The following is an 18,789-nucleotide window of genomic DNA, read 5'->3' as shown; positions in this document are numbered from 1 at the left end:
CTCACCTCCAGGGGAGCGCGGTAGTGCGGTGCCAATCATGAAAGGCGGGAACAAGATCTCTCAGCACCCGGAAAGCGATGAATCCGGTGCGCAGCGTTCCGACACGGACGAGTTCGTACTCGGGAGTGTCGACGACTACGCGGGCCGCCGCGACACGGCGCGCCCCCTCGGCGAGGGCGGCGCGCCGTATGGCGGCGGACTCCATGTCCACGGCGATGGCACCACTCGCCGCGAGTGCGGTGCGCTCGGCGCCCCGCACGACATGGTCGGACTCCGCGAGGGTGCCGGTGTGCACGGTGTGACCGGCGGCCTTGAGCGCGGCGGCGAGCGCCGCGCTCTCGTGCCCGTCGTCGGAGACGACCACATCACCCGGCAGCATGCCCGGGGCGAGCCCCGCGCAGAAGCCGGTGGTCAGTATCGCCGCGTCCCGCAGTCGCGGGTCGTGCAAGGCCGCCCGCACGGCGCGGTCGGCGGCCCTGGGTCCCATGCCGGTACGGAGCACGGTGACCTGTTCGGCGAGTTCGGCCGTGCCCCTGCGCAGCGCGAGCCTCTCGATGCGCAGAGCGCACACCACCAGCAGCGGCGGCTGGGTACGGCCCACGGGCTAGGCCCCCTTTCCGGTGCTGCCGCCCGCGGTGACCGCGGCGGAGCCGGGGTGTCCGGCGCCGAAGGGTTCGTTGCGGACGTAGCGGCCGAGGGCGGTCAGCGGGAACACCATCCGGTAGAGGTGGTAGTTGATGGAGAAGTCCCGCGGGAAGCCGGTGCCGGTGAAGTACGGCTCGTCCCAGGAGCCGTCCTCCAGCTGGGTGTCGATGAGCCAGCGCACCCCGCGGGCGACGGCCTCGCTGTCGCGTTCGCCGGCCGCGAGCAGCGCCAGCAGCGCCCAGGCGGTCTGCGAGGGGGTGGAGTTGCCGCGTCCGATCCACTCCTGTTCGGAGTACGAGCGCAGGTCCTCGCCCCAGCCGCCGTCGGTGTTCTGCACCGACTCCAGCCAGGAGACCGCCCGGCGGATCGCCGGGTGGGAGACCGGCAGTCCGGCGGCGGCCAGCGCCGGTACCGCGGACCCGGTGCCGTAGATGTAGTTGACCCCCCAGCGGCCGAACCAGGCTCCGTTGTCCTCCTGTTCGGCCAGCAGCCACTCGATGCCGCGCCGGGTGTGCGGGTCGCGCTCCAGGCCGAGCGCGGCCAGCATCTCCACGACGTGGGCGGTGACGTCGGCGGACGGCGGGTCGATGACCTCGCCGAAGTCGCAGAACGGCAGCCGGTTGGGGAACGGGCTGGTGTTGTCGGCGTCGAAGGCGCCCCAGGCACCGTTCTTCGACTGCATGCCGACGTTCCAGCGCACCGCCTTCTCCACCGCGGAGTCCAGGCGGGCCTGGTCGGGGTAAGCGACGCGGCGCAGCGCCAGCACCACCTCGGCGGTGTCGTCGATGTCCGGGTAGTTGTCGTTGTGGAACTCGAAGGCCCAGCCGCCCGGGGCGAGTTGCGGGCGCTGCACGGACCAGTCGCCGGGCCGGGTGATCTGCTCGCCGAGCATCCACTCGGCGGACTTCACCAGCGCCGGGTGGTCGGGGGGCAGTCCGCCGTCGGCGAGCGCGATGGCGGCCAGACAGGTGTCCCACACCGGGGACTGGCACGCCTCGATCATCCGCACCCCGTCCTCGGGCCAGACGGCGAAACGATCCAGCGAGTCCAGTCCCGCCTTGACCACCGGGTGGTCCAGGTCGTAGCCGAGCAGGTGCAGGGCGATCACCGAGTAGACCGCGGGCGGCTGGATGCCGCCCCAGCAGCCGTCGGCCTCCTGGCGCTCGATGATCCAGCGGGCACAGGCGTTCATCGCCGCGCGCCGCACCTGCCGCGGGGTGACGCGCCGGTAGACGTGCAGCACCTGGTCCAGGCGCTGGAAGACACCGTCCCAGCTGGTGATCGGGGCCTTGCGCTGCTTGGGGTTGGGCTGCGCGGGGTCGATGTGCAGTTCGTCGATGCCGAAGGGGGCCGGGCGCACCGGGCGGTGGGCGCCGACGACGGTGAGCGGCACGATGGTCTGCCGGGCCCAGCAGCCGAACGAGTAGATGTTCAGCGGCATCCACTTGGGCAGGTAGATCATCTCCGGCGGCAGTTCCGGGAGGTCGTCCCAGCTCCACCAGCCGAACAGGGCCAGCCAGATCCGGGTGAAGACGCGGGTGCCGGCGACTCCGCCCTCGGCACGCGACCACTTGGCGGCGAGCGACATGTGCGCCTCGTCGGGGTGGTCGCCGGCGAGGCGCAGCGCCACGTACGCCTCGACGGTGGCCGACAGGTCGCCCGGCCCGCCGTGGAAGGTGGCCCAGGCGCCGTCGGCGCGCTGCTGCGAGCGGATCCAGCGGGCGGACGCGGCGAGCGCCTTCTCGTCGCGGATGCCGAGGAACTCCCGCAGCAGCAGGTCCTCGGCGTCCATGGTGACGTTGGTCTCGAGGTCGCCCTTCCACCATCCGTCGGCGTGCTGCCGGCTGAGGAGGTGGTCGGTGGCGCGCCGCACGGCACGCTGCGCCGCCGCCTCGGTGGCACCGGGTGGAACAGGGTCCGGTTCCGAGGTCCTGCTGGCCGAGGGTGTCCGGTGGGTTGGCGTACCCGGACTGCCGTCGGTCGTCGCTGTCATGGCTTCCCCTTTGCAGTTGAGACGTCTGCGGTGTTGGGGGCGGCCGTCGGCCGTCACATGAAAGGGACTGGCGACGTCAAACGCTCCACTGGTTGGTGCCTACTTCTCGCGAACCACCACAAAATCCGCCAGTCCTACGAGCCTGTTCTTGATGTGTTCCGGCATGTCCATCTTGTCGAGAGCGCCGATCGCGGTCGCGTACTGCCTCCTGGCCTCCTGAGAGGTCCAGTCCCGGCCTCCGGCTTCTTCGATCAACGCTGCGCGCATAGCGAACTCTTCCTCGCTGAACGCATCGTTTTCCGGATTTTTGGCGTCCGCGGCCAGGAGTTCACCCAGCCGCTCCGACGCGGAGCCGCCGGCGGCGAGCGCGGCGACCACCGGGAGGGATTTCTTGCGCTGCCGCAGGTCGCTCCAGGTCTGCTTGCCGGTGGTGGCCGGGTCGCCCCAGATGCCCAGCAGGTCGTCGATCGCCTGGAAGGCCAGACCCAGGTGGTAGCCGTACTCCTCCAGCGCGTCGGCGTCCGCCTCGGAGGCGCCGCCCAGCACCGCGCCGATGGAGGAGGCGCAGGCCAGCAGCGCCCCGGTCTTGTTGCCCTCCATCTCCAGGCACTCCTCGACGGTGACCCGTTCGCGGTGCTCGAAGGAGATGTCCTGCGCCTGACCGTCGATCAGTTTGCGGGTGGCGGTGGTCAGCCGCCGGGTGGCCCGTCCGGCGTCGGCGGTGCCCTGCTCCAGCAGTACCTCGTTGGCCAGCGCGAACAGCGCGTCGCCGACCAGGATGGCCTGCGCCGGGCCGTGCACCTTCCACACCGTGTCGCGGTGCCGGCGCTGCTCGTCACCGTCCATCAGGTCGTCGTGCAGCAGCGAGAAGTTGTGCACCAGTTCCACCGCGACGGCCCCGGGCACCCCGGTGTCGGCGGACGCGCCGGCCGCCTGCGCGGACAGCAGCGCCAGCGCCGGGCGTACGGCCTTGCCTCCGTCGCCGTCCGCGGGCCGGCCGGTGCTGTCGATCCAGCCGAAGTGGTACGCGGCGACGGTGTCCATCGGGGGGGCGAGGCGTGCCACGGCCGCGCGGAGCACCGGGGTGGTCAGGATGCGGCCGTTTTCCAGCAGCCCGATGACGCTGTCAGCGGTCACGTTCTCTCCTCTTGTTGCACCAATAGCACTCATGCCGCCGCCTCCGGAACACGGTTGTCGAAGGGCAGTCCGAGGGCGGACAGGGCTTCCCGGGAAGCGGACAGGCCGCTGCGTACCGCGCTCTCCATGGTCGCGGGCCAGCCGGTGGCGGTCCACGCCCCGGCCAGGAACAGACCGGGCGCGTCCGTCCCGGGGCCCGGGCGCAGCGCGCCGACACCCGGCGTCGGCGCGAAGGTCGCGGTGCGCTCCCGGGTGACGAAGAAGTCGCGGACACCGGCGCCGCGGGCGGCCGGCAGCAGCCGCTCCAGTTCCGGCAGGTAGCGGGCCCGCAGTTCGGCGACCGGCAGGTCGATCTCGTCCTGGACGGCGGACTGCGACAGCGCCAGGTACTGGCCGCCGCCGGTGAGTCCGGAGCTGCCGGTACGGTCGAAGACCCACTGGACAGGGCTGCCGAGCGCCGCGAGGAACGGCTGCCGGAGCACCTGTCGGTCATAGATCACATGGACATTGAGGATCGGCGCGGTCCCGATGCGCAACAGCTTTTCCGGCTCCGCGAGCGCGCCGGCGGGCAGCAGCCCGTGGGTCTCGCGCTGCGGCACCGCCAACACCACGGTGCCGGCTTCGAGGTGTTCGGCCCGGCCGGGTCCGGTCTCGACCGACACCTGCCAACCGCCGTCCGCCGCCTGCTTGATCGCGGTGGTGCGGGTGCGCAGCAGGGTGCGTACCCCGGCGGCGTCCAGGGCGGTACGGGCCCGGCCGTCGTGGAGTTCGCCGAGCGGGGCGGCGGCCCAGCCGATGTCGGCGGCGGCCGGGTCGGACAGCAGCCCGGTCGTGAACACCATCGCGGCCAGCGCCAGCGAGGACTCGCCGGCCCTCGCGTTGAGCGTGGCGACGCCGACCAGGTCCCACAGTGCCTCGATGGTCCGCGGGGACTGGCCGCGGGCGGTCAGCCAGCTGCCGAAGTCGGTGTCGTCCAGCGCCGGATCGGCCAGGTCCAGGCCGCGCAGCGCGAGCGCGGCACGGCCGACCGAGAGCCGCTCGCCGAGCGACAGGTGCCGGTAGCGGGCCAGGCTCGCGGCCAGGTGCAGCGGCACCGGCAGGGCGGCCCGGCTGATCCGGCCGAGCCGCCCGGTGACGGCGTCGCGCACCGGTACGTCGAGCCGGTCCTGCAGGGTGACCAGGTCGCGGGCGGCGATCCGGTCCAGGAACCACTGGTAGGCGGTGCAGCAGCGCAGGAAGACGTGCTGCCCGTTGTCGACGGTCAGTCCGCCGCGCCGGAAGGAGAAGGCGAGCCCGCCGAGCCGGGGCCGGGCCTCGGTGAGGGTGACCCGCAGGCCGGCGTCGGCCAGCGCGAGCGCGGCGGTGGTGCCGGCCAGTCCGCCGCCGACCACCACCGCGGTCCGTGGACCGGGGCCGGTGTCGGCGCCGGCCCGGGTGCCGCCGCCGGTGTGTGTGGTGCTCATCCGCCCTCCCCTCGCGCGGCGCGCCGCGCAGAGCGGGAAGCCGTCGCGGAATGTGACGCCGTGGGCGGGGCCGGGGTTGCGTGTTCGGTCACGTTTCGTGCGGATGGGCCCGCGCCGTCGCGGGTGGATCTCACGCGTCCCTCCGGGGCAGCCGCGCGGTACGCCGGGCGTCGAGCCCGGTGAGTCCGCGCAGGGCGACGTACGCCTTCTCCCGGCCGGGCAGCGAGACCCGGCCGCGCAGTACGGCCTCGGGGTCGGCGGCGATCCGCTCCAGCAGCCGGCGGTAGATGCCGGCCATGGCGGCGACGCAGGCGCCGCTGCGCCGGTCGAGCATCGGCAGCAGCTGGTATCCGGTGGCGAACAGGGCGCGGGCCCGGCGTACTTCGAACTCCACCAGGCCGGTGAAGTCGGAGCCGGCGGGCGGGGCGTCGGTGGGGAATCCCGCCGCGCAGCCGAACTTGGCCAGGTCCTGGGCGGGCAGGTAGGTCCGTCCGTTGCCGGCGTCCTCGCGGATGTCCCGGAGGATGTTGGTGAGTTGCAGGGCGAGGCCGAGCGTGTCGGCGTGTTCCGCGGCACGTGCGGGATCGTGCCCACCGACGGTGCCGAAAACGCCCAGGGAGAGTCTTCCGATGGCGCCGGCCACGCAGCGGCAGTACACCGCCAGGTCGTCCCAGGTCTCGTAGGTCTCGCCCCGGACGTCCATCTGGACGCCGTCGATGAGCTCGTCGAGTCCGGCCAGCGGCAGCGGGAACTTCGCCGCGGCGTCGGCCAGCGCCACCGCGACCGGGTCGGTGTCGTCCTCGGCGACGTCGCCGGCGCGGACCCGGGCGAGGACGTGCCGGGTGGTGTCGAGCCGGCTGACCTTCTCCTCGGGACCGAGGTCGCCGTCGCCGATGTCGTCGACCCGCCGGGAGAACGCGTACAGAGCCGACATCGCCTGTCGCTTGGGCGTGGGCAGAAGTCGGATCCCGTAGGCGAAGTTGCGAGCCTCGTGGCCGGTCACGGTCTCACAGTACCTGTATGCGGCAAGTACCAGTCCGGACGTCTGGGCGGAACCGTTCACGGTCCGGCTCACCCCTTTCTCAGCAATGTCGAACCCACCTCGCGCAGCAGGCCGGGCTTGGTGGCTTTGGGCGATACCGCCAGTACGTCGTACCCGGCGTCCTGCACCGCCCGCAGTGCGGCGCGTCCGCCGCCCACGAATCCGGCGAGCAGCAGCCGCAGCCTGCCACGGACGCTGCCCACCAGGGGAGTGCCTTCGGCCAACAGGTCGCGAACACGTCCGGATTCGAAGGCGATCAGCTCGCGCAGCCGGGATCCGGCGCTCGGGGCGGCCAGGTCGGCCTCGTCCACCGCGAAGCGCTTCATGTCCTCGGCCGGCAGGTAGATCCGGTCCCGGCCGAGGTCCTCGGCCACGTCCTGGAGGTGCTCGACGATCTGCAGCCCGGTGCACACCGCGTCCGAGCGGCGGACGCGTTCCGGGGTGGAGGTGCCCGTGACGGACAGGACGAGCCGGCCGACCGGGTTCGCGGACAGCTCGCAGTACGCGAGCAGGTCGGCGTAGCCGGCGTAGCGACGCACCTGCTGGTCCTGCCGGTTGGCGCCGATCAGGCCGAGGAAGGGCTCGGGGGTGAGGCGGTGGCGGCGGACCGTGGGCTGGAGGGCGGCCAGCAGTGGGTGCCGGGGGGTGCCGTCGAAGACCCGGCGCAGGTCGGCCTCGAAGGCGTCGAGCAGGGCGGTCCGGTCGTCGGCCGCGGCCGGGTCCAGGCCCAGGTGCGCCGCGTCGTCCCGGCCGCCGTTCACCAGGTCGCCGTCACCGATGTCGTCGACCAGCCGGGCGTATCCGTAGACGGCCATCAGGTCCTGCCGCCAGGCGCGCGGCAGGAACACCGGTGCCACGGGGAAGTTCTCGCGCGCCGCCTTGTCCAGGACGGCCCGGGACGTGTCGTCCCCGGTCACCGCGGGGTTCCCGGCACACAGGCGGCGAACGTGCCCCGGAGCAGGATGGTCCCGATCATCATGGCCGCCACATCCCCCGTTCTACACCGCCCGCTCGAAAGTTCCCATTTCGGACACGCCGCACCAGGTGTCCCACACCCCCCGGCACCCCCGGTATTGATCATCAGCTGGCTCCCAGCACCGGTACAGCTTACGTCGGGCCATCCCCTTGCGTACGCCGGGGGCATGACAGGGTGGACAGGCTACGACTAGGCACAACACACGACCCCCGCCGGATCATCCGGCGGGGGTCGCCCATCATGCCCTGGAATTGTTGCAGTTCGGTCACTTGCCGGTGTGCGCCTCGTACGCCTTGATGACTTCGTCGGTCGGGCCGTCCATCAGCAGCTCGCCCTTCTCCAACCACACGACCCGGTCGCAGGTGTCGCGGATCGACTTGTTGTTGTGGCTGACCAGGAAGACCGTGCCGGCCTCCTTGCGCAGCTCGCGGATCCGGTCCTCCGAGCGCCGCTGGAACGCGCGGTCGCCGGTGGCCAGCGCCTCGTCGATCATCAGCACGTCGTGGTTCTTCGCCGCGGCGATGGAGAAGCGCAGCCGGGCGGCCATACCGGAGGAGTACGTACGCATCGGCAGCGAGATGAAGTCGCCCTTCTCGTTGATGCCCGAGAAGTCCACGATGCCCTTGAACCGCAGCCGTACCTCCTCCTGCGACATGCCCATGGCCAGACCGCCGAGCAGCACGTTGGTGGCGCCGGTCAGGTCGTTCATCAGGGCCGCGTTGACACCCAGCAGCGAGGGCTGGCCGTCGGTGTAGATCCGGCCGCTCTCCGGCGGCAGCAGGCCGGCGATGGCCCGCAGGATGGTGGACTTCCCCGAGCCGTTGGAGCCGATGATGCCGATCGCCTCGCCGCGGTAGGCGGTGAAGCTGACACCGCGCACCGCGTGCACCCGGCGCACGTTGGGCGAGCCCTTGCGGGCCAGCAGCCGGTACAGCGCTGCGGTCGCGGTACCCCGGCCGGTGCCCGCGCCGTGCACCGTGTAGACGATGTGCACGTCGTCCACGATGACGGTGGGCACCCGGCTTCCGGAGGCCGGGGTGCTTACCAGGGTCTGCTGCTCAGCCACGGCCATACTGCTCTTCAGCCTTCCAGAAGTAGATGTAGCCGCCGACACCCACCAGCAGCGCCCAGCCCACCGCGCTGGCCCACACGTGCGGCGGCATCTGCGAGCCGGTGACACTGTCGATCAGCGCGAAGCGCATGAGGTCGATGTAGACCGCGGCCGGGTTGATGTCGAGCAGCACCCGTACGTAGTGCGGCGCGGTCGCGGTGAGCTTGTCGATGCTGTACATGACGCCGGAGACGTACATCCAGGTACGGAGCATGAACGGCATCAGCTGCGCAAGGTCGGTCATCTTGCTGCCGAGCCGGGCCACGATCATCGCCAGGCCGGTGTTGAACACCCACTGGGTCAGCAGCGCCGGGATCACCAGCAGCCAGGACATGTCCGGGGTCTCACCGGTCATCAGCACAATGGTGAAGAGCACGAACATCGACATCAGCAGCTGCTGAAGCTGCATCAGGGTCAGGGCGATCGGCATCGAGGCGCGCGGGAAGTGCAGCGCCCGGATCAGGCCGAGGTTGCCCGCGATCGCCCGCACCCCGCTCATCACCGAGGACTGGGTGAAGGTGAAGATGAAGACGCCGGTGACCAGGAAGGCGATGAAGTTGTCGATGCCCTTGCTGGTGCCGATCAGCAGACCGAAGATCAGGTAGTAGACGGCCGCGTTGAGGAGCGGTGTCATCACCTGCCAGAGCTGGCCCAGCCGCGCCTGCGTGTACTGGGCGGCGGTCCTGGCCTTGGCGAACTCGTTGATGAAATGTCGGCGGCCCCACAGGAGCCGCGTGTACTCCACCAGCCCGGGACGGGCGCCGCTGACGGAGAGGCCGTACTTGGCCGCAAGTTCGGCGGGGCTGAGGCCGTCATCGGCCGAGGGTGCCGGTGGGACACCGACGGCGACCGCACCATTGTGCGTTGTCTCGCTCACAGTTGACACTTTCGTCCTCAAGGTGCGCGCCGGGAGCAGGGGATCCCGGGCTGCGCCTGATGCTCTCAGGTCCGAGCTTTTCAGATGATCGGGGGTCGGCCCAGCAGGGTCAACCGCCAGACCGTGCGCCAGCGCATCGCCCGGCGTCTCCCGCAGGGGGTCGTCAGACCCTCCCGGAATCCGCCCAGCCAGGCACGCAGCGCCTTGGCGGACGGCCGGCGCACCAGCGTAAGTGCGAACCATACGCCGAGATAGACCGGGACGAGCGGCCAGGGCAGATTGCGACGGGCCAGCCACACCCGGTTACGGGCCACCAGCCGATGATAGACCGCGTGCCGGGCCGGTGACGTGGTCGGATGGTGCAGTACGAGGTCGGCGCGGTACTCGACGTGCCAGCCGACGTCAAGGGCGCGCCAAGCCAGATCCGTCTCCTCGTGCGCGTAGAAGAACGCGTCGGGCAGCGGACCCACCTGCCGGAAGACCCGGGTACGCACCGCGCAGGCGCCGCCGAGGAAGCTGGTGACGCGGGAGCTGCGCAGCGGGTCGGAGTCGCCCAGCCGGGGCACGTGGCGGCGCTGGGTGACGCCGGTGGCCGGGTCGACGATCCGGAAGCTGATGATGCCGAGCCGCGGGTCGTCCTCGAAGGCGGACCTGACCTGCTCGGCGATGTCGTCGGAGGCCAGCAGGCCGTCGTCGTCCAGGAACAGCACCGCCTCGACCTCGGCCCCCCCGGGGCCGAACAGCCCGACGCCGACGTTGCGCCCGCCGGGGATGCCGAGGTTCTCCGCCAGCTCCACGGTCCGCACGCCCTCGGGCAGCGGCGGCAGCGGCGAGCCGTTGCCGACCACCGCGACCTCGACCTCGGGGCCCTGCTGCTTGGCCACCGAGTCCAGCAGGTCCTGGAGCTCGGCCGGCCGGGTCCCCATGGTGATGATGACCGCCCCGAGCTTCACCGGGTCCTTCGTACCGGCCATACCGAACCTCATTTCAGCCTGCTCGATGCCAGGATGCTGACCAGGTGCAGCAGCGTCTGCAGAACGGCGACGGCGGCCAGCACCACCACCGCGGTCCGGGTGAACAGCAGGTCGCCGTGGAAGTGGTCGGCGACCGCCGCCGCCAGGATCAGCAGCGACGCCTCCACCCCGCCGACCAGCCGGTGGAACCGCAGCGCGGCGGCCACCCGCCGGGCCAGCGCCATCCCGGACGAGCGCGGCACGTTCGCCGCCTCCTGCGCCGCGGGCAGCCCCCGGCGGATCCTGGCCACGTCCACCAGGTCCGTCTCGGCCTTGATCAGGATCGCGCCGAGCGCCGCCAGCGTGCCCAGGAACGCCCACTGCCACCGGGTGGCGGAGCCGTCCTGGTGGAAGACGTCCGCGGCCCGGACGCCGAAGCCGACCAGCAGCGCCGCCTCGCAGAGGTAGTGCCCGACCCGGTCCAGGTAGACGCCGACCGTCGAGGTCTGCTGCCGCCAGCGGGCCAGCTCGCCGTCCACACAGTCCAGCAGCAGGTACAGCTGGATCAGCAGCGCGCCGAGGACGGCGCCGGTGAGTCCGGGCGCCGGCAGCACGGCACCGGCCGCCAGGCCGGCGGCGATCATCAGACCGGTGTACTGGTTGGGGCTCGGCCGGGAGTCGACCAGCACGCGCGTGCAGCGCAGCGAGACCTCCCGCATGTACAGGCGCCCCGCCCAGTGCTCGCCGTTCTTCCGGTCCTTGATGCCACCGGGGTGAACGACAGGGCGCAGTTCAGCTACTGATGGCTTTGGCATAGTCGGCGTATGCGTCCCTGATATCGGTGTCGGACAGGTCCAGGTGTTCCAGAATCGTGTACCGCCCGGGGCGGGTCTGCGGGGCGTAGCGCACCGCCTTGACGAACTCCGGGCCGGTGAATCCGATCGCCTCCGGCAGCACGGGCAGCCCGTGGCGGCGCAGCGTCTCGGCGATCAGCCCGGACTGCTCGGGGGCCCCGCGCAGGTGCATCGCGAAGGCGGCGCCGAGGCCGACCTGCTCGCCGTGCGCGGCGGCGCGCTGCGGGTAGAGCAGGTCCAGGGCGTGGCTGATCTCGTGGCAGGCGCCGGAGGAGGGGCGGGTGTCGCCGCTGATCGACATCGCGATGCCGGAGAGCACCAGGCCCTCGGAGAGGGTCACCAGGAAGTCGTCGTCGCCGATGCCGCCGGGGTGGCGCAGCACCGACTCGCCGGCGCTGCGGGCCATGGCGGCGGCCAGGCCGTCGACGGGTTCGCCGTTCTCCCGGTGCGACAGCTCCCAGTCGGCGATGGCCGACAGGTTGGAGATTGCCTCGCCGATGCCGGCCCGGACGTAGCGGGCCGGCGCCTCGCGGATCACCTCCAGGTCGATGACCAGCGCGATCGGCGTCGGAACACCGTAGGAGCCGCGGCCGTTGTCGTTGTCCAGGGTGGACACCGGCGAGCAGATGCCGTCGTGCGAGAGGTTGGTGGCGACCGCGACCATCGGCAGTCCGACCCGCGCGGCGGCGTACTTGGTGACGTCGATGATCTTGCCGCCGCCCAGGCCCACCACCGCGTCGTACCGCTTGCCGCGGATGGCGTCGGCGAGCTTGACGGCCGCGTCGATGGTGCCGCCGCGCACGGCGAACCAGTCGGCGCCGGGCAGTTCGGGGGTGAGCCGTTCGCGCAGCCTGGCGCCCGAGCCCTCGCTGACCGCTATGGCCAGCCGGCCCGCGCTGGAGATGCGCTGGTCGGCGAGGACCTTCGACAGGTCGGCGAGCGCCCCGCCCTTGATGTCGACGACCACCGGGGAGGGGATCAGCCGGGTCAGTACAGGCACGCGATCTCCCTGCCTTTGGCGAGGTCGGCGTGGTTGTCGATCTCGACCCAGGGGATCTCGCCGATGGGGGCCACGTCGACGGTGAAGCCGCGGTCGACCAGTTCCTGGTAGCCGTCCTCGTAGTACAGCTGCGGGTCGCGCTCGTAGGTGGTGCGCAGCGCGTCGGCCAGTTCGGTGGCGGCCCCGCCCTCGATGAGGGTGACGCCGATGTACTCGCCGGTCGCCTCGGCGGGGTCCATCAGCTTGGTGATCCGGCGCACGCCGCCGCCGGGCTCGGCGACGACCTTCATCTCCTCGTCGGCGAGCTTCTTGACCGTGTCCAGCGCCAGGATGATCCGGCGGCCCGGCCCGCGGGCGGCCAGCAGGGTCCGCTCGACCGAGACCGGGTGCACGGTGTCGCCGTTGGCCAGGATCACCCCCTGCCGGATCACGTCCCGGGCGCACCACAGGGAGTAGGCGTTGTTCCACTCCTCGGCCCGGTCGTTGTCGATCAGGGTGAGGGCGACCCCGTACCTGGCCTCCAGCGCCGCTCTGCGCTCGTACACGGCCTCCTTGCGGTACCCGACCACGACCGCGGCCTCGGTCAGCCCGACCTCGGCGAAGTTCCGCAGGGTGAGGTCGAGAACCGTGAGGCTGTCCTCGGCGCCCTCCGGGCCGACCGGCACCAGTGCCTTGGGCAGGGTGTCGGTGTAGGGGCGCAGACGCCGGCCGGCGCCGGCCGCCAGCACGAGGCCGATCATGCGGGTTCTCCTGTTTCGTCGTGTACGGCGGGGGCCCCGGAGGACACCCAGAAGCGGATGCTCTCGATGAGGACCAGCAGCGCCAGTACGGCGGCGAGCGCCGTCAGCGCGAGCCGGAATCCCGAGTGGTGCCCCGGCACGGCCGCGAGGACCGCCACCAGCAGCACCCGGCCCTCGTGTCCGCCCGCCGCCCGCACCAGGGCCCGCGGCGGGGCCCCGGCGCCGCCGCGGATGCGGTACACCGTGTCGTAGTGATGGTAGGCGACCGCCGCCACCAGCCCGAAAGCCGCCGGCAACGTTCCGTTCACCTGTGTAGAGGCCGCCAGGGCCAGGTAGGTTCCGTATTCGCCCGCCCGGAATGCCGGGGGGACCAGCCAGTCCAGGGCCCCGGTGAGCGGGCGGGCCACCGCCAGGCCGGCGGTGACCGCGTATACGGCCGCCGCGAGCACCGGCCAGGCGCTGCCGCCGGGGGCGAGCGAGGCGGTCCCGGCCACGGCGGCGGCGCCGGCCAGCGCGAGCGCCGGCGGCGCCACGGCGGGCAGCGCGCCGGCGAACGGGCGGGCGAGCCGGGCCACCGCGCCGGCGAGCGGGCCGCTGTCGGCCAGGTCGGCCAGGGCCCGCGCGGCCCGGTCGGTGCGCGGGACCCGCCCGGTCAGGGAGCGCAGCACCCGGCCGGCGGTGGTGTAGCAGGCGGCGAGGCCGCAGCCGGCGAGCAGCACCACGAAGGTGGTCCGGGGGGTGGTGGCCGCGGTGAGCACCGCGATCAGCGCCCAGCGCTCGCCGATCGGCAGCACGATCATCCGCCGCGCCCAGACCGTCCAGCCCACGCCGTCCAGCCGGCCGGACAGGGCGGCGGCGCGGCCGGCGCCGGCCGCCGCGTCCCGGTCGGCCTCGTTGAACGCGAAGTCCACCACGTGGCGGCAGGTCTGGAGCACCATCGCGCCCAGCGCCAGGGCCCACACGTCGCCGCCGCCGCGGGCCGCGCCGAGGGCCAGGCCGGCGTAGAAGGCGTACTCCTTGATCCGGTCGAAGGTCGCGTCCAGCCAGGCGCCGAGAGTGGAGTACTGGAGGGAGTAGCGGGCCAGCTGGCCGTCGGTGCAGTCCAGCACGAAGGAGGCCAGCAGCAGCACGCCGGCCGCGACGTAGCCGCCGCGGGTCCCGGTGGCCGCGCAGCCGGCCGCGATCAGCGCCACCAGCAGGGACGCGGTCGTCACCTGGTTGGGGGTCAGGCCGCGGCGGGCACACCAGCGGGCGAGGTAGCGGGAGTAGGGGCTGACGCAGTGGGTGGTGAAGAAGCCGTCACGGGACTTCACCGCGCCGCGCAGCCGTACCTCCTCCTCGTCCACGGCGCCGACGGCGGCGGCGGCGCGGGCCCGTGCCCGCTCGTCGGCGGGGACGGCGGCGACGAGGACGCCCAGTTCGGGGCGGTGCGGCGCGGTGCCGGCGGCGGCGAGCGCGGCGGCGAGCAGGTCGGGAAGGGTGTCGGCGGCGGGCCCGGGAGGCGGCGGGCCGGCGGGCGCGGGGCCGGGGGACGGCGGGCCGGCGGGCACCGGGCCGGGGGACGCGACGCCCGGGGGCGACAGCAGCGTGCCGGCGTCCGTGCCGGGTGCGGCGGGCGCGGCGGCCGTCGCGGTCGCGGGGTGCTGGCCGGAAACCGGCGCCGGGCGGGTCGGCCGGGCGGCGGCCGACGCCAGCGCCCGGACCAGCGCCGGGCGGGCGGCCGGCTGTACGGACAGGGCGCCCGGGACGGCGGCGGCGGGGAAACGGGGATCGGTCAGCGCCAGGCGCAGCGCGTGGCGGTGGCCGAGGAAGCGGGGGTCGACCAGGGCCACCCGTTCGGCGGCGGGCACGGCGGCGAGCCGCTCGGCGGCGGCGGCCGGGGTCGCCGCCCCGACCAGCTCGAATCCCAGCGCCCGCAGGTCGTCGGCGAGCGGCGACGGCGCCCCGGTGGGGCCGGTCACAATGGCGGTCGGCAGCGGAACCCACTCCCTCAAGGCGTGCGGAGGCATGCCCACGGGCCGCCGGCAGCGGCGCCGGGCCGGGCACGACGGCGAGGCTATCGGATGCCGGACGGCGGCCGTTCACTGTGTGTTCGCCGGAACTTTGTTCATCAGATGTGATGATCGGCCTCGACGGGGGGCGTTATGAGGCCATCCGGGGCCATCCCGCGCGCGGTCCGGCCGCCACCCGACCCCCGCCCAGCCCCGCCCCACCGGCGCCCCACCGGCGCCCCCTCAGAGCGCCCCACGGGAGCCCGGCCGTCGCCCCGCCGCGGGATGCGCGCGCCGCCTGGCGGCTACTCCGCCACCACCTCCCATCACCGCAGGTCACCGCACATGACAACGGTCTCCAGTACCGGCTTGCCCACGGTGCGTGACCGGTGTTGACTTGACCGGCGCACACAGCGAACGGGCTTCGTCGCCCACGGCGGCGGGACGGACCGGGACAGGCCGGGGCACCGCCGACGGAAGCGGCAGACCGGTGCATATTGAGCGGAAGGGGCCGCGACCATGGGGGCAGGGCACAGTCACGGCCACCGGCACGGGCCGGCCGCCGCGGCGGAGGGGAACCGCACGGCGGGCGCGGCGTACCGCGGCAACCTGCGGATCGCGCTCGGCATCGCCCTGCTGGTACTCGCCACCGAAGTGGCCGGAAGCCTACTGACCGGCTCGCTGGCGCTGCTCGCGGACGCCGGGCACATGGCCACCGACGCGGCGGGGCTCGCCATGGCACTGCTGGCCATCGCGATCGCCGGCCGCCCGGCGAGCGAGCGCCGCACCTTCGGCTACGGGCGCGCCGAGATCCTGGCCGCCGTACTGAACGCGGGCCTGCTCTTCGGCGTCGGCGCGTTCGTCTTCTACGAGGGCGTGCGGCGGCTGATCACCCCGCACGCCATCGAGGGCGGGGCCACCATCGTCTTCGGCCTGATCGGCCTGGTGGCCAACTCGGTGTCGCTGCTGGTGCTGATGCGCGGCCAGCGGGAGAGCCTGAACGTCCGCGGCGCGTTCCTTGAGGTGATGGCGGACGCGTTCGGCTCGTTCGCGGTCGTGGTGGCGGCGGTGGTCATCCTGACGACCGGCTGGCGGCAGGCGGACGCGGTGGCGTCGCTGCTGATCGGGGTACTGATCGTGCCGCGCACCTGGCGGCTGCTGCGGGAGGCGCTGGACGTCCTGCTGGAGGCGGCGCCCAAGGGAGTGGACATGGGCCGGGTCCGCCGTCACATCGAGGAGCTGCCGGGGGTGGAGGGTCTGCACGACCTGCATGTGTGGACCATCACCTCAGGCCTGCCGGTGCTGTCGGCGCACGTGGTGGTCAGCCAGGATGTCCTGGAGACGGTCGGCTACGAGAAGATGCTGCACGAGCTGCAGGGCTGTCTGGGCACCCATTTCGACGTCGAGCACTGCACCTTCCAGCTGGAACCGGCCGGTCACGCGGAGCACGAAGCGCGCCTGTGCCACTGAGCCGTCCCGCCGGCCCGGCGGCCCGGAGTACCGGGCGGACCGCGTGCTCCCGGCGGAGAGCGCGGCGCCGCGGGGGCCGTGCGATGCGGTCGCGGGACCGCGGCCGGAGTGAGGCAGACTAAGCACTTGTCGTCGAACGCGAAGGATGGATATGCCCACCAGTCCTGCCCCCGGCCGACCCGGCGCCGTCTCCGTACCGCCGTCCCCGAACGGCGTGGCGGAACCGATCATGCTGGAACTCGTCGACGAGAGCGGCGTCACCGTCGGCACGGCGGAGAAGCTGTCGGCGCACCTGGCGCCCGGTCGGCTGCACCGCGCGTTCTCCGTCTTCCTCTTCGACGACGAGGGCCGGCTGCTGCTCCAGCGCCGGGCGCTCGGCAAGTACCACTCCCCCGGGGTCTGGTCCAACACCTGCTGCGGGCACCCCTACCCCGGTGAGCGGCCGTTCGTGGCGGCGTCCCGGCGGACCGCCGAGGAACTGGGGGTCGCGCCGACGCTGATGCGGGAGGCGGGCACCGTCCGCTACAACCACCCGGACCCGGCGTCGGGGCTGGTCGAGCAGGAGTTCAACCACCTCTTCGTCGGGCTGGTCCGCGACCGGCTGCTGCCGGATCCGGAGGAGATCGGGGAGACGGCCTTCGTCGGCCCGCTCGAACTGGCCCGGCTGCGGGCGGGCGGCCCGTTCTCGGCCTGGTTCCAGACGGTGCTGGACGCGGTGCTGCCCACCGTGCGCGAGGTGACCGGGGGCAAGGGCGACTGGTGAGGCCCGGCGGCCGGCCGGGTCAGCCGGGGGCGGTGCGCAGCGGGAGCGCCGCCCAGGCCACCTTGCCGCCGGTCGCGGTCGGGGTGACGTCCCAGGAGCCGCCGGCCTCGTCGGTGACGCTCGCCACCAGCAGCAGCCCGCGCCCGCCGGTACGGGCGTGGTCGGTCTCCAGCGCCTTGGGCCGGTAGGGGTGGTTGTCCTCGACGGCGACCCTGATCCAGGCGGCGCCGACCACGACCTCGATCGAGATCTCCGGCGAGAGCACTGCCGCGTGCCTGACCGCGTTGGTGACCAGTTCGGAGACGATCAGCAGCACCGCGCACCGCACGTCGTCGTCCAGCGGCACGTCCAGGTCGGCGAGGAGGGTGCGGACGCCGTGCCGGACCTGCGGCACGGCGGAGTCGACGGCCGGGACGGTGGACCGCCACACCCCCTCGTAGGCTCTGGGTGTCGGGGCCTGACCTGCCGGAACGCTCCCGCGGACCTCCATGACCGCATCCACCATCACTTTCCGGTGTCATATCCCCGCGTCCCCTGCCGTACGTCCGGCAGCTTCCGCCTCACGGTTCACAGTGTCGGCGTCTGTTGCGGATGCACATGCAGGAGACCGTAAGTCCGCACCTTTGCCCCATCTCCGAACATGAATGAACGCCATCGTCCGGGCGGTGAACGGTTCCGCCGCCGGATGATCCTTATGTGATCGCGGCCCGGCCCCGGTCCGGAGGACCCGCGGAGTCCGGTTGCCCGCGTCAGGCCCGGCGCCCGGCCCTCGTCCACGCGCAGCGCGGGGGCGGTACGGGCACGCTACGGGTACGGCCGGCCGGTACGGGCGCGGGGCGCCGGTACGGCCGCGGGCACCCTCCCCGTCACTCGGCCCTGGTCGCGCCCACCGGCGGGGAGGGGGTGGTGCCCGCGGGCATCGCCGGATGGCGGCCCAGCAGGACCACGCCGACCACGACCGCCGCCAGGCCGACCGCCTCCCAGGCCATCGCGCCGGCCGTGACGCGCAGCCGGTCGCCGAGGAAGCCCACGCCGCAGACGATGCCGGCCAGCGGCTGCGCGGCGGTGAGCGAGGGCAGCGACATCCGCAGCGGCGCCATCTCGAAGGCGCTCTGCACCAGCAGCATGCCGGTCAGTCCGATGCCGCCGACCGCGTAAGGCTGCCAGTGCGTGAAGAGGTCGGCGGTCCCCTCGTCCTGGACGATCTGACCGCAGACCCTGGTCAGCGCGTCCTGCAGACCGTAGAGCAGCCCGGCGGCCAGCCCCAGCAGGGCCGCCTCGCCGGCCGGCCGGAGTCTGCGCGCCTTGAGCGTGAGCAGCAGGGCGAGGCCGGCGACGACGCCGAAGACCAGCCAATGTCTCAGCGCGCCCGCCGCGTGTCCGCCGCCGTGCGGCCGGCCGGCCACGATGAAGGCGGTCACGCCGAGCGCGAGCAGGGTCACGCCGACCCAGCCGCTCCAGCCCAGCGGCTGCCGGGTGAGCCAGCGGGACAGGGCCATCGCGAACAGCAGGTTGGTGGCGGTCAGCGGCTCGACCAGGGAGACCTCGCCGTAGGCGAGGGCGACCGCGCCCAGCACCTGGCCGCAGACCATCAGGAACACGCCGAGCAGCCAGTCCGGCATGTGGATCAGGTCGAGCAGCAGCCGGAAGGACAGGAAGTCCGAGATCGGGGCGCGGGCCGCCGCACGCTGCTGCAGCACGAAGCCGAGGCCGAGGCAGCAGGCGGCTCCGATGCCGAGCAGAAACACGGCCACGCGGTCACTGTAACGCCCGG

Annotated in this window: 17 protein-coding genes; 2 read left to right on the top strand and 15 right to left on the bottom strand. The window is 72.8% G+C overall.

What is annotated here, in order from left to right:
• Position 1: 1 nt before the first annotated feature.
• The 13 genes from RLT57_RS26235 to RLT57_RS26175 form a co-directional block, all read right to left on the bottom strand.
• Positions 2-601 (bottom strand): 1-hydroxy-2-methyl-2-butenyl 4-diphosphate reductase, encoded by a 600-nt coding sequence (locus RLT57_RS26235; RefSeq protein ID WP_311299717.1) that lies wholly within the window; start codon positions 599-601, stop codon positions 2-4.
• A gap of 3 nt (positions 602-604) precedes the next feature.
• Positions 605-2,638, bottom strand: a complete 2,034-nt coding sequence (gene shc, locus RLT57_RS26230; protein WP_311299716.1) for a squalene--hopene cyclase — start codon at positions 2,636-2,638, stop codon at positions 605-607.
• A gap of 99 nt (positions 2,639-2,737) precedes the next feature.
• Positions 2,738-3,808 (bottom strand): polyprenyl synthetase family protein, encoded by a 1,071-nt coding sequence (locus RLT57_RS26225; RefSeq protein ID WP_311299715.1) that lies wholly within the window; start codon positions 3,806-3,808, stop codon positions 2,738-2,740.
• Entirely contained in the window at positions 3,805-5,238 is a 1,434-nt protein-coding gene (gene hpnE, locus RLT57_RS26220) for a hydroxysqualene dehydroxylase HpnE (protein ID WP_311299714.1), read from the bottom strand. Before hpnE ends, RLT57_RS26225 begins: the two co-directional genes overlap by 4 nt.
• A 130-nt stretch (positions 5,239-5,368) precedes the next feature.
• Positions 5,369-6,313 carry a presqualene diphosphate synthase HpnD gene (gene hpnD, locus RLT57_RS26215; protein ID WP_311299713.1) on the bottom strand — a complete coding sequence of 315 codons (945 nt, stop codon included), beginning with the start codon at positions 6,311-6,313 and terminating at the stop codon, positions 5,369-5,371.
• Positions 6,310-7,197 (bottom strand): squalene synthase HpnC, encoded by an 888-nt coding sequence (hpnC, locus tag RLT57_RS26210; protein WP_311299712.1) that lies wholly within the window; start codon positions 7,195-7,197, stop codon positions 6,310-6,312. Before hpnC ends, hpnD begins: the two co-directional genes overlap by 4 nt.
• Positions 7,198-7,521: 324 nt before the next feature.
• Complete coding sequence (locus RLT57_RS26205) at positions 7,522-8,328, bottom strand: ABC transporter ATP-binding protein (protein ID WP_311299711.1); 807 nt, start codon at positions 8,326-8,328, stop codon at positions 7,522-7,524.
• Positions 8,315-9,244 (bottom strand): ABC transporter permease, encoded by a 930-nt coding sequence (locus RLT57_RS26200; protein ID WP_311299710.1) that lies wholly within the window; start codon positions 9,242-9,244, stop codon positions 8,315-8,317. The genes RLT57_RS26205 and RLT57_RS26200 overlap by 14 nt, the downstream gene beginning before the upstream one ends.
• A gap of 80 nt (positions 9,245-9,324) precedes the next feature.
• On the bottom strand, positions 9,325-10,218 hold the full coding sequence (locus RLT57_RS26195; RefSeq protein ID WP_311299709.1) for a glycosyltransferase family 2 protein: 894 nt from the start codon (positions 10,216-10,218) through the stop codon (positions 9,325-9,327).
• Between the two features lie 8 nt (positions 10,219-10,226).
• On the bottom strand, positions 10,227-11,012 hold the full coding sequence (locus RLT57_RS26190) for a CDP-alcohol phosphatidyltransferase family protein (RefSeq protein ID WP_311299708.1): 786 nt from the start codon (positions 11,010-11,012) through the stop codon (positions 10,227-10,229).
• A complete protein-coding gene (locus tag RLT57_RS26185) occupies positions 10,990-12,051 on the bottom strand; it encodes an iron-containing alcohol dehydrogenase family protein (protein ID WP_311299707.1) in 1,062 nt (353 codons plus the stop codon). Before RLT57_RS26185 ends, RLT57_RS26190 begins: the two co-directional genes overlap by 23 nt.
• Positions 12,039-12,791 (bottom strand): phosphocholine cytidylyltransferase family protein, encoded by a 753-nt coding sequence (locus RLT57_RS26180; protein WP_311299706.1) that lies wholly within the window; start codon positions 12,789-12,791, stop codon positions 12,039-12,041. Before RLT57_RS26180 ends, RLT57_RS26185 begins: the two co-directional genes overlap by 13 nt.
• Positions 12,788-14,710 (bottom strand): DUF5941 domain-containing protein, encoded by a 1,923-nt coding sequence (locus RLT57_RS26175; RefSeq protein WP_432759762.1) that lies wholly within the window; start codon positions 14,708-14,710, stop codon positions 12,788-12,790. The genes RLT57_RS26180 and RLT57_RS26175 overlap by 4 nt, the downstream gene beginning before the upstream one ends.
• A gap of 591 nt (positions 14,711-15,301) precedes the next feature.
• Here RLT57_RS26175 and RLT57_RS26170 point away from each other — a divergent pair.
• Together RLT57_RS26170 and idi are read left to right on the top strand one after the other, a co-directional pair.
• A complete protein-coding gene (locus RLT57_RS26170) occupies positions 15,302-16,252 on the top strand; it encodes a cation diffusion facilitator family transporter (RefSeq protein ID WP_311299705.1) in 951 nt (316 codons plus the stop codon).
• 151 nt (positions 16,253-16,403) lie between these two features.
• Positions 16,404-17,015 (top strand): isopentenyl-diphosphate Delta-isomerase, encoded by a 612-nt coding sequence (gene idi / locus RLT57_RS26165; protein WP_311299704.1) that lies wholly within the window; start codon positions 16,404-16,406, stop codon positions 17,013-17,015.
• Positions 17,016-17,034: 19 nt separating this feature from the next.
• On the opposite strand, the gene RLT57_RS26160 is transcribed toward idi, so the two are convergent.
• Positions 17,035-17,505, bottom strand: coding sequence for an ATP-binding protein (locus RLT57_RS26160; RefSeq protein ID WP_311300876.1), 471 nt, complete (start codon positions 17,503-17,505; stop codon positions 17,035-17,037).
• Positions 17,506-17,881: 376 nt separating this feature from the next.
• Positions 17,882-18,769 (bottom strand): DMT family transporter, encoded by an 888-nt coding sequence (locus RLT57_RS26155; protein WP_311299703.1) that lies wholly within the window; start codon positions 18,767-18,769, stop codon positions 17,882-17,884.
• Between the last annotated feature and the right edge of the window lie 20 nt (positions 18,770-18,789).

The organism is Streptomyces sp. ITFR-21 (genome assembly GCF_031844685.1).
Classification (GTDB): Bacteria; Actinomycetota; Actinomycetes; order Streptomycetales; family Streptomycetaceae; genus Actinacidiphila.
The sequence above is the reverse complement of the archived record's forward strand: the minus strand, read 5'-3'. Positions and strand labels throughout refer to the sequence as shown.

What these genes read in the sequence shown, in the direction of transcription:
- shc (WP_311299716.1), bottom strand. Translation starts at nt 2,638, where the DNA reads ATGACAGCGACGACCGACGGCAGTCCGGGTACGCCAACCCACCGGACA.
- RLT57_RS26225 (WP_311299715.1), bottom strand. Translation starts at nt 3,808, where the DNA reads ATGAGTGCTATTGGTGCAACAAGAGGAGAGAACGTGACCGCTGACAGC.
- hpnE (WP_311299714.1), bottom strand. Translation starts at nt 5,238, where the DNA reads ATGAGCACCACACACACCGGCGGCGGCACCCGGGCCGGCGCCGACACC.
- RLT57_RS26205 (WP_311299711.1), bottom strand. Translation starts at nt 8,328, where the DNA reads ATGGCCGTGGCTGAGCAGCAGACCCTGGTAAGCACCCCGGCCTCCGGA.
- RLT57_RS26195 (WP_311299709.1), bottom strand. Translation starts at nt 10,218, where the DNA reads ATGGCCGGTACGAAGGACCCGGTGAAGCTCGGGGCGGTCATCATCACC.
- RLT57_RS26190 (WP_311299708.1), bottom strand. Translation starts at nt 11,012, where the DNA reads ATGCCAAAGCCATCAGTAGCTGAACTGCGCCCTGTCGTTCACCCCGGT.
- RLT57_RS26180 (WP_311299706.1), bottom strand. Translation starts at nt 12,791, where the DNA reads ATGATCGGCCTCGTGCTGGCGGCCGGCGCCGGCCGGCGTCTGCGCCCC.
- RLT57_RS26170 (WP_311299705.1), top strand. Translation starts at nt 15,302, where the DNA reads ATGGGGGCAGGGCACAGTCACGGCCACCGGCACGGGCCGGCCGCCGCG.
- idi (WP_311299704.1), top strand. Translation starts at nt 16,404, where the DNA reads ATGCCCACCAGTCCTGCCCCCGGCCGACCCGGCGCCGTCTCCGTACCG.
- RLT57_RS26160 (WP_311300876.1), bottom strand. Translation starts at nt 17,505, where the DNA reads ATGGAGGTCCGCGGGAGCGTTCCGGCAGGTCAGGCCCCGACACCCAGA.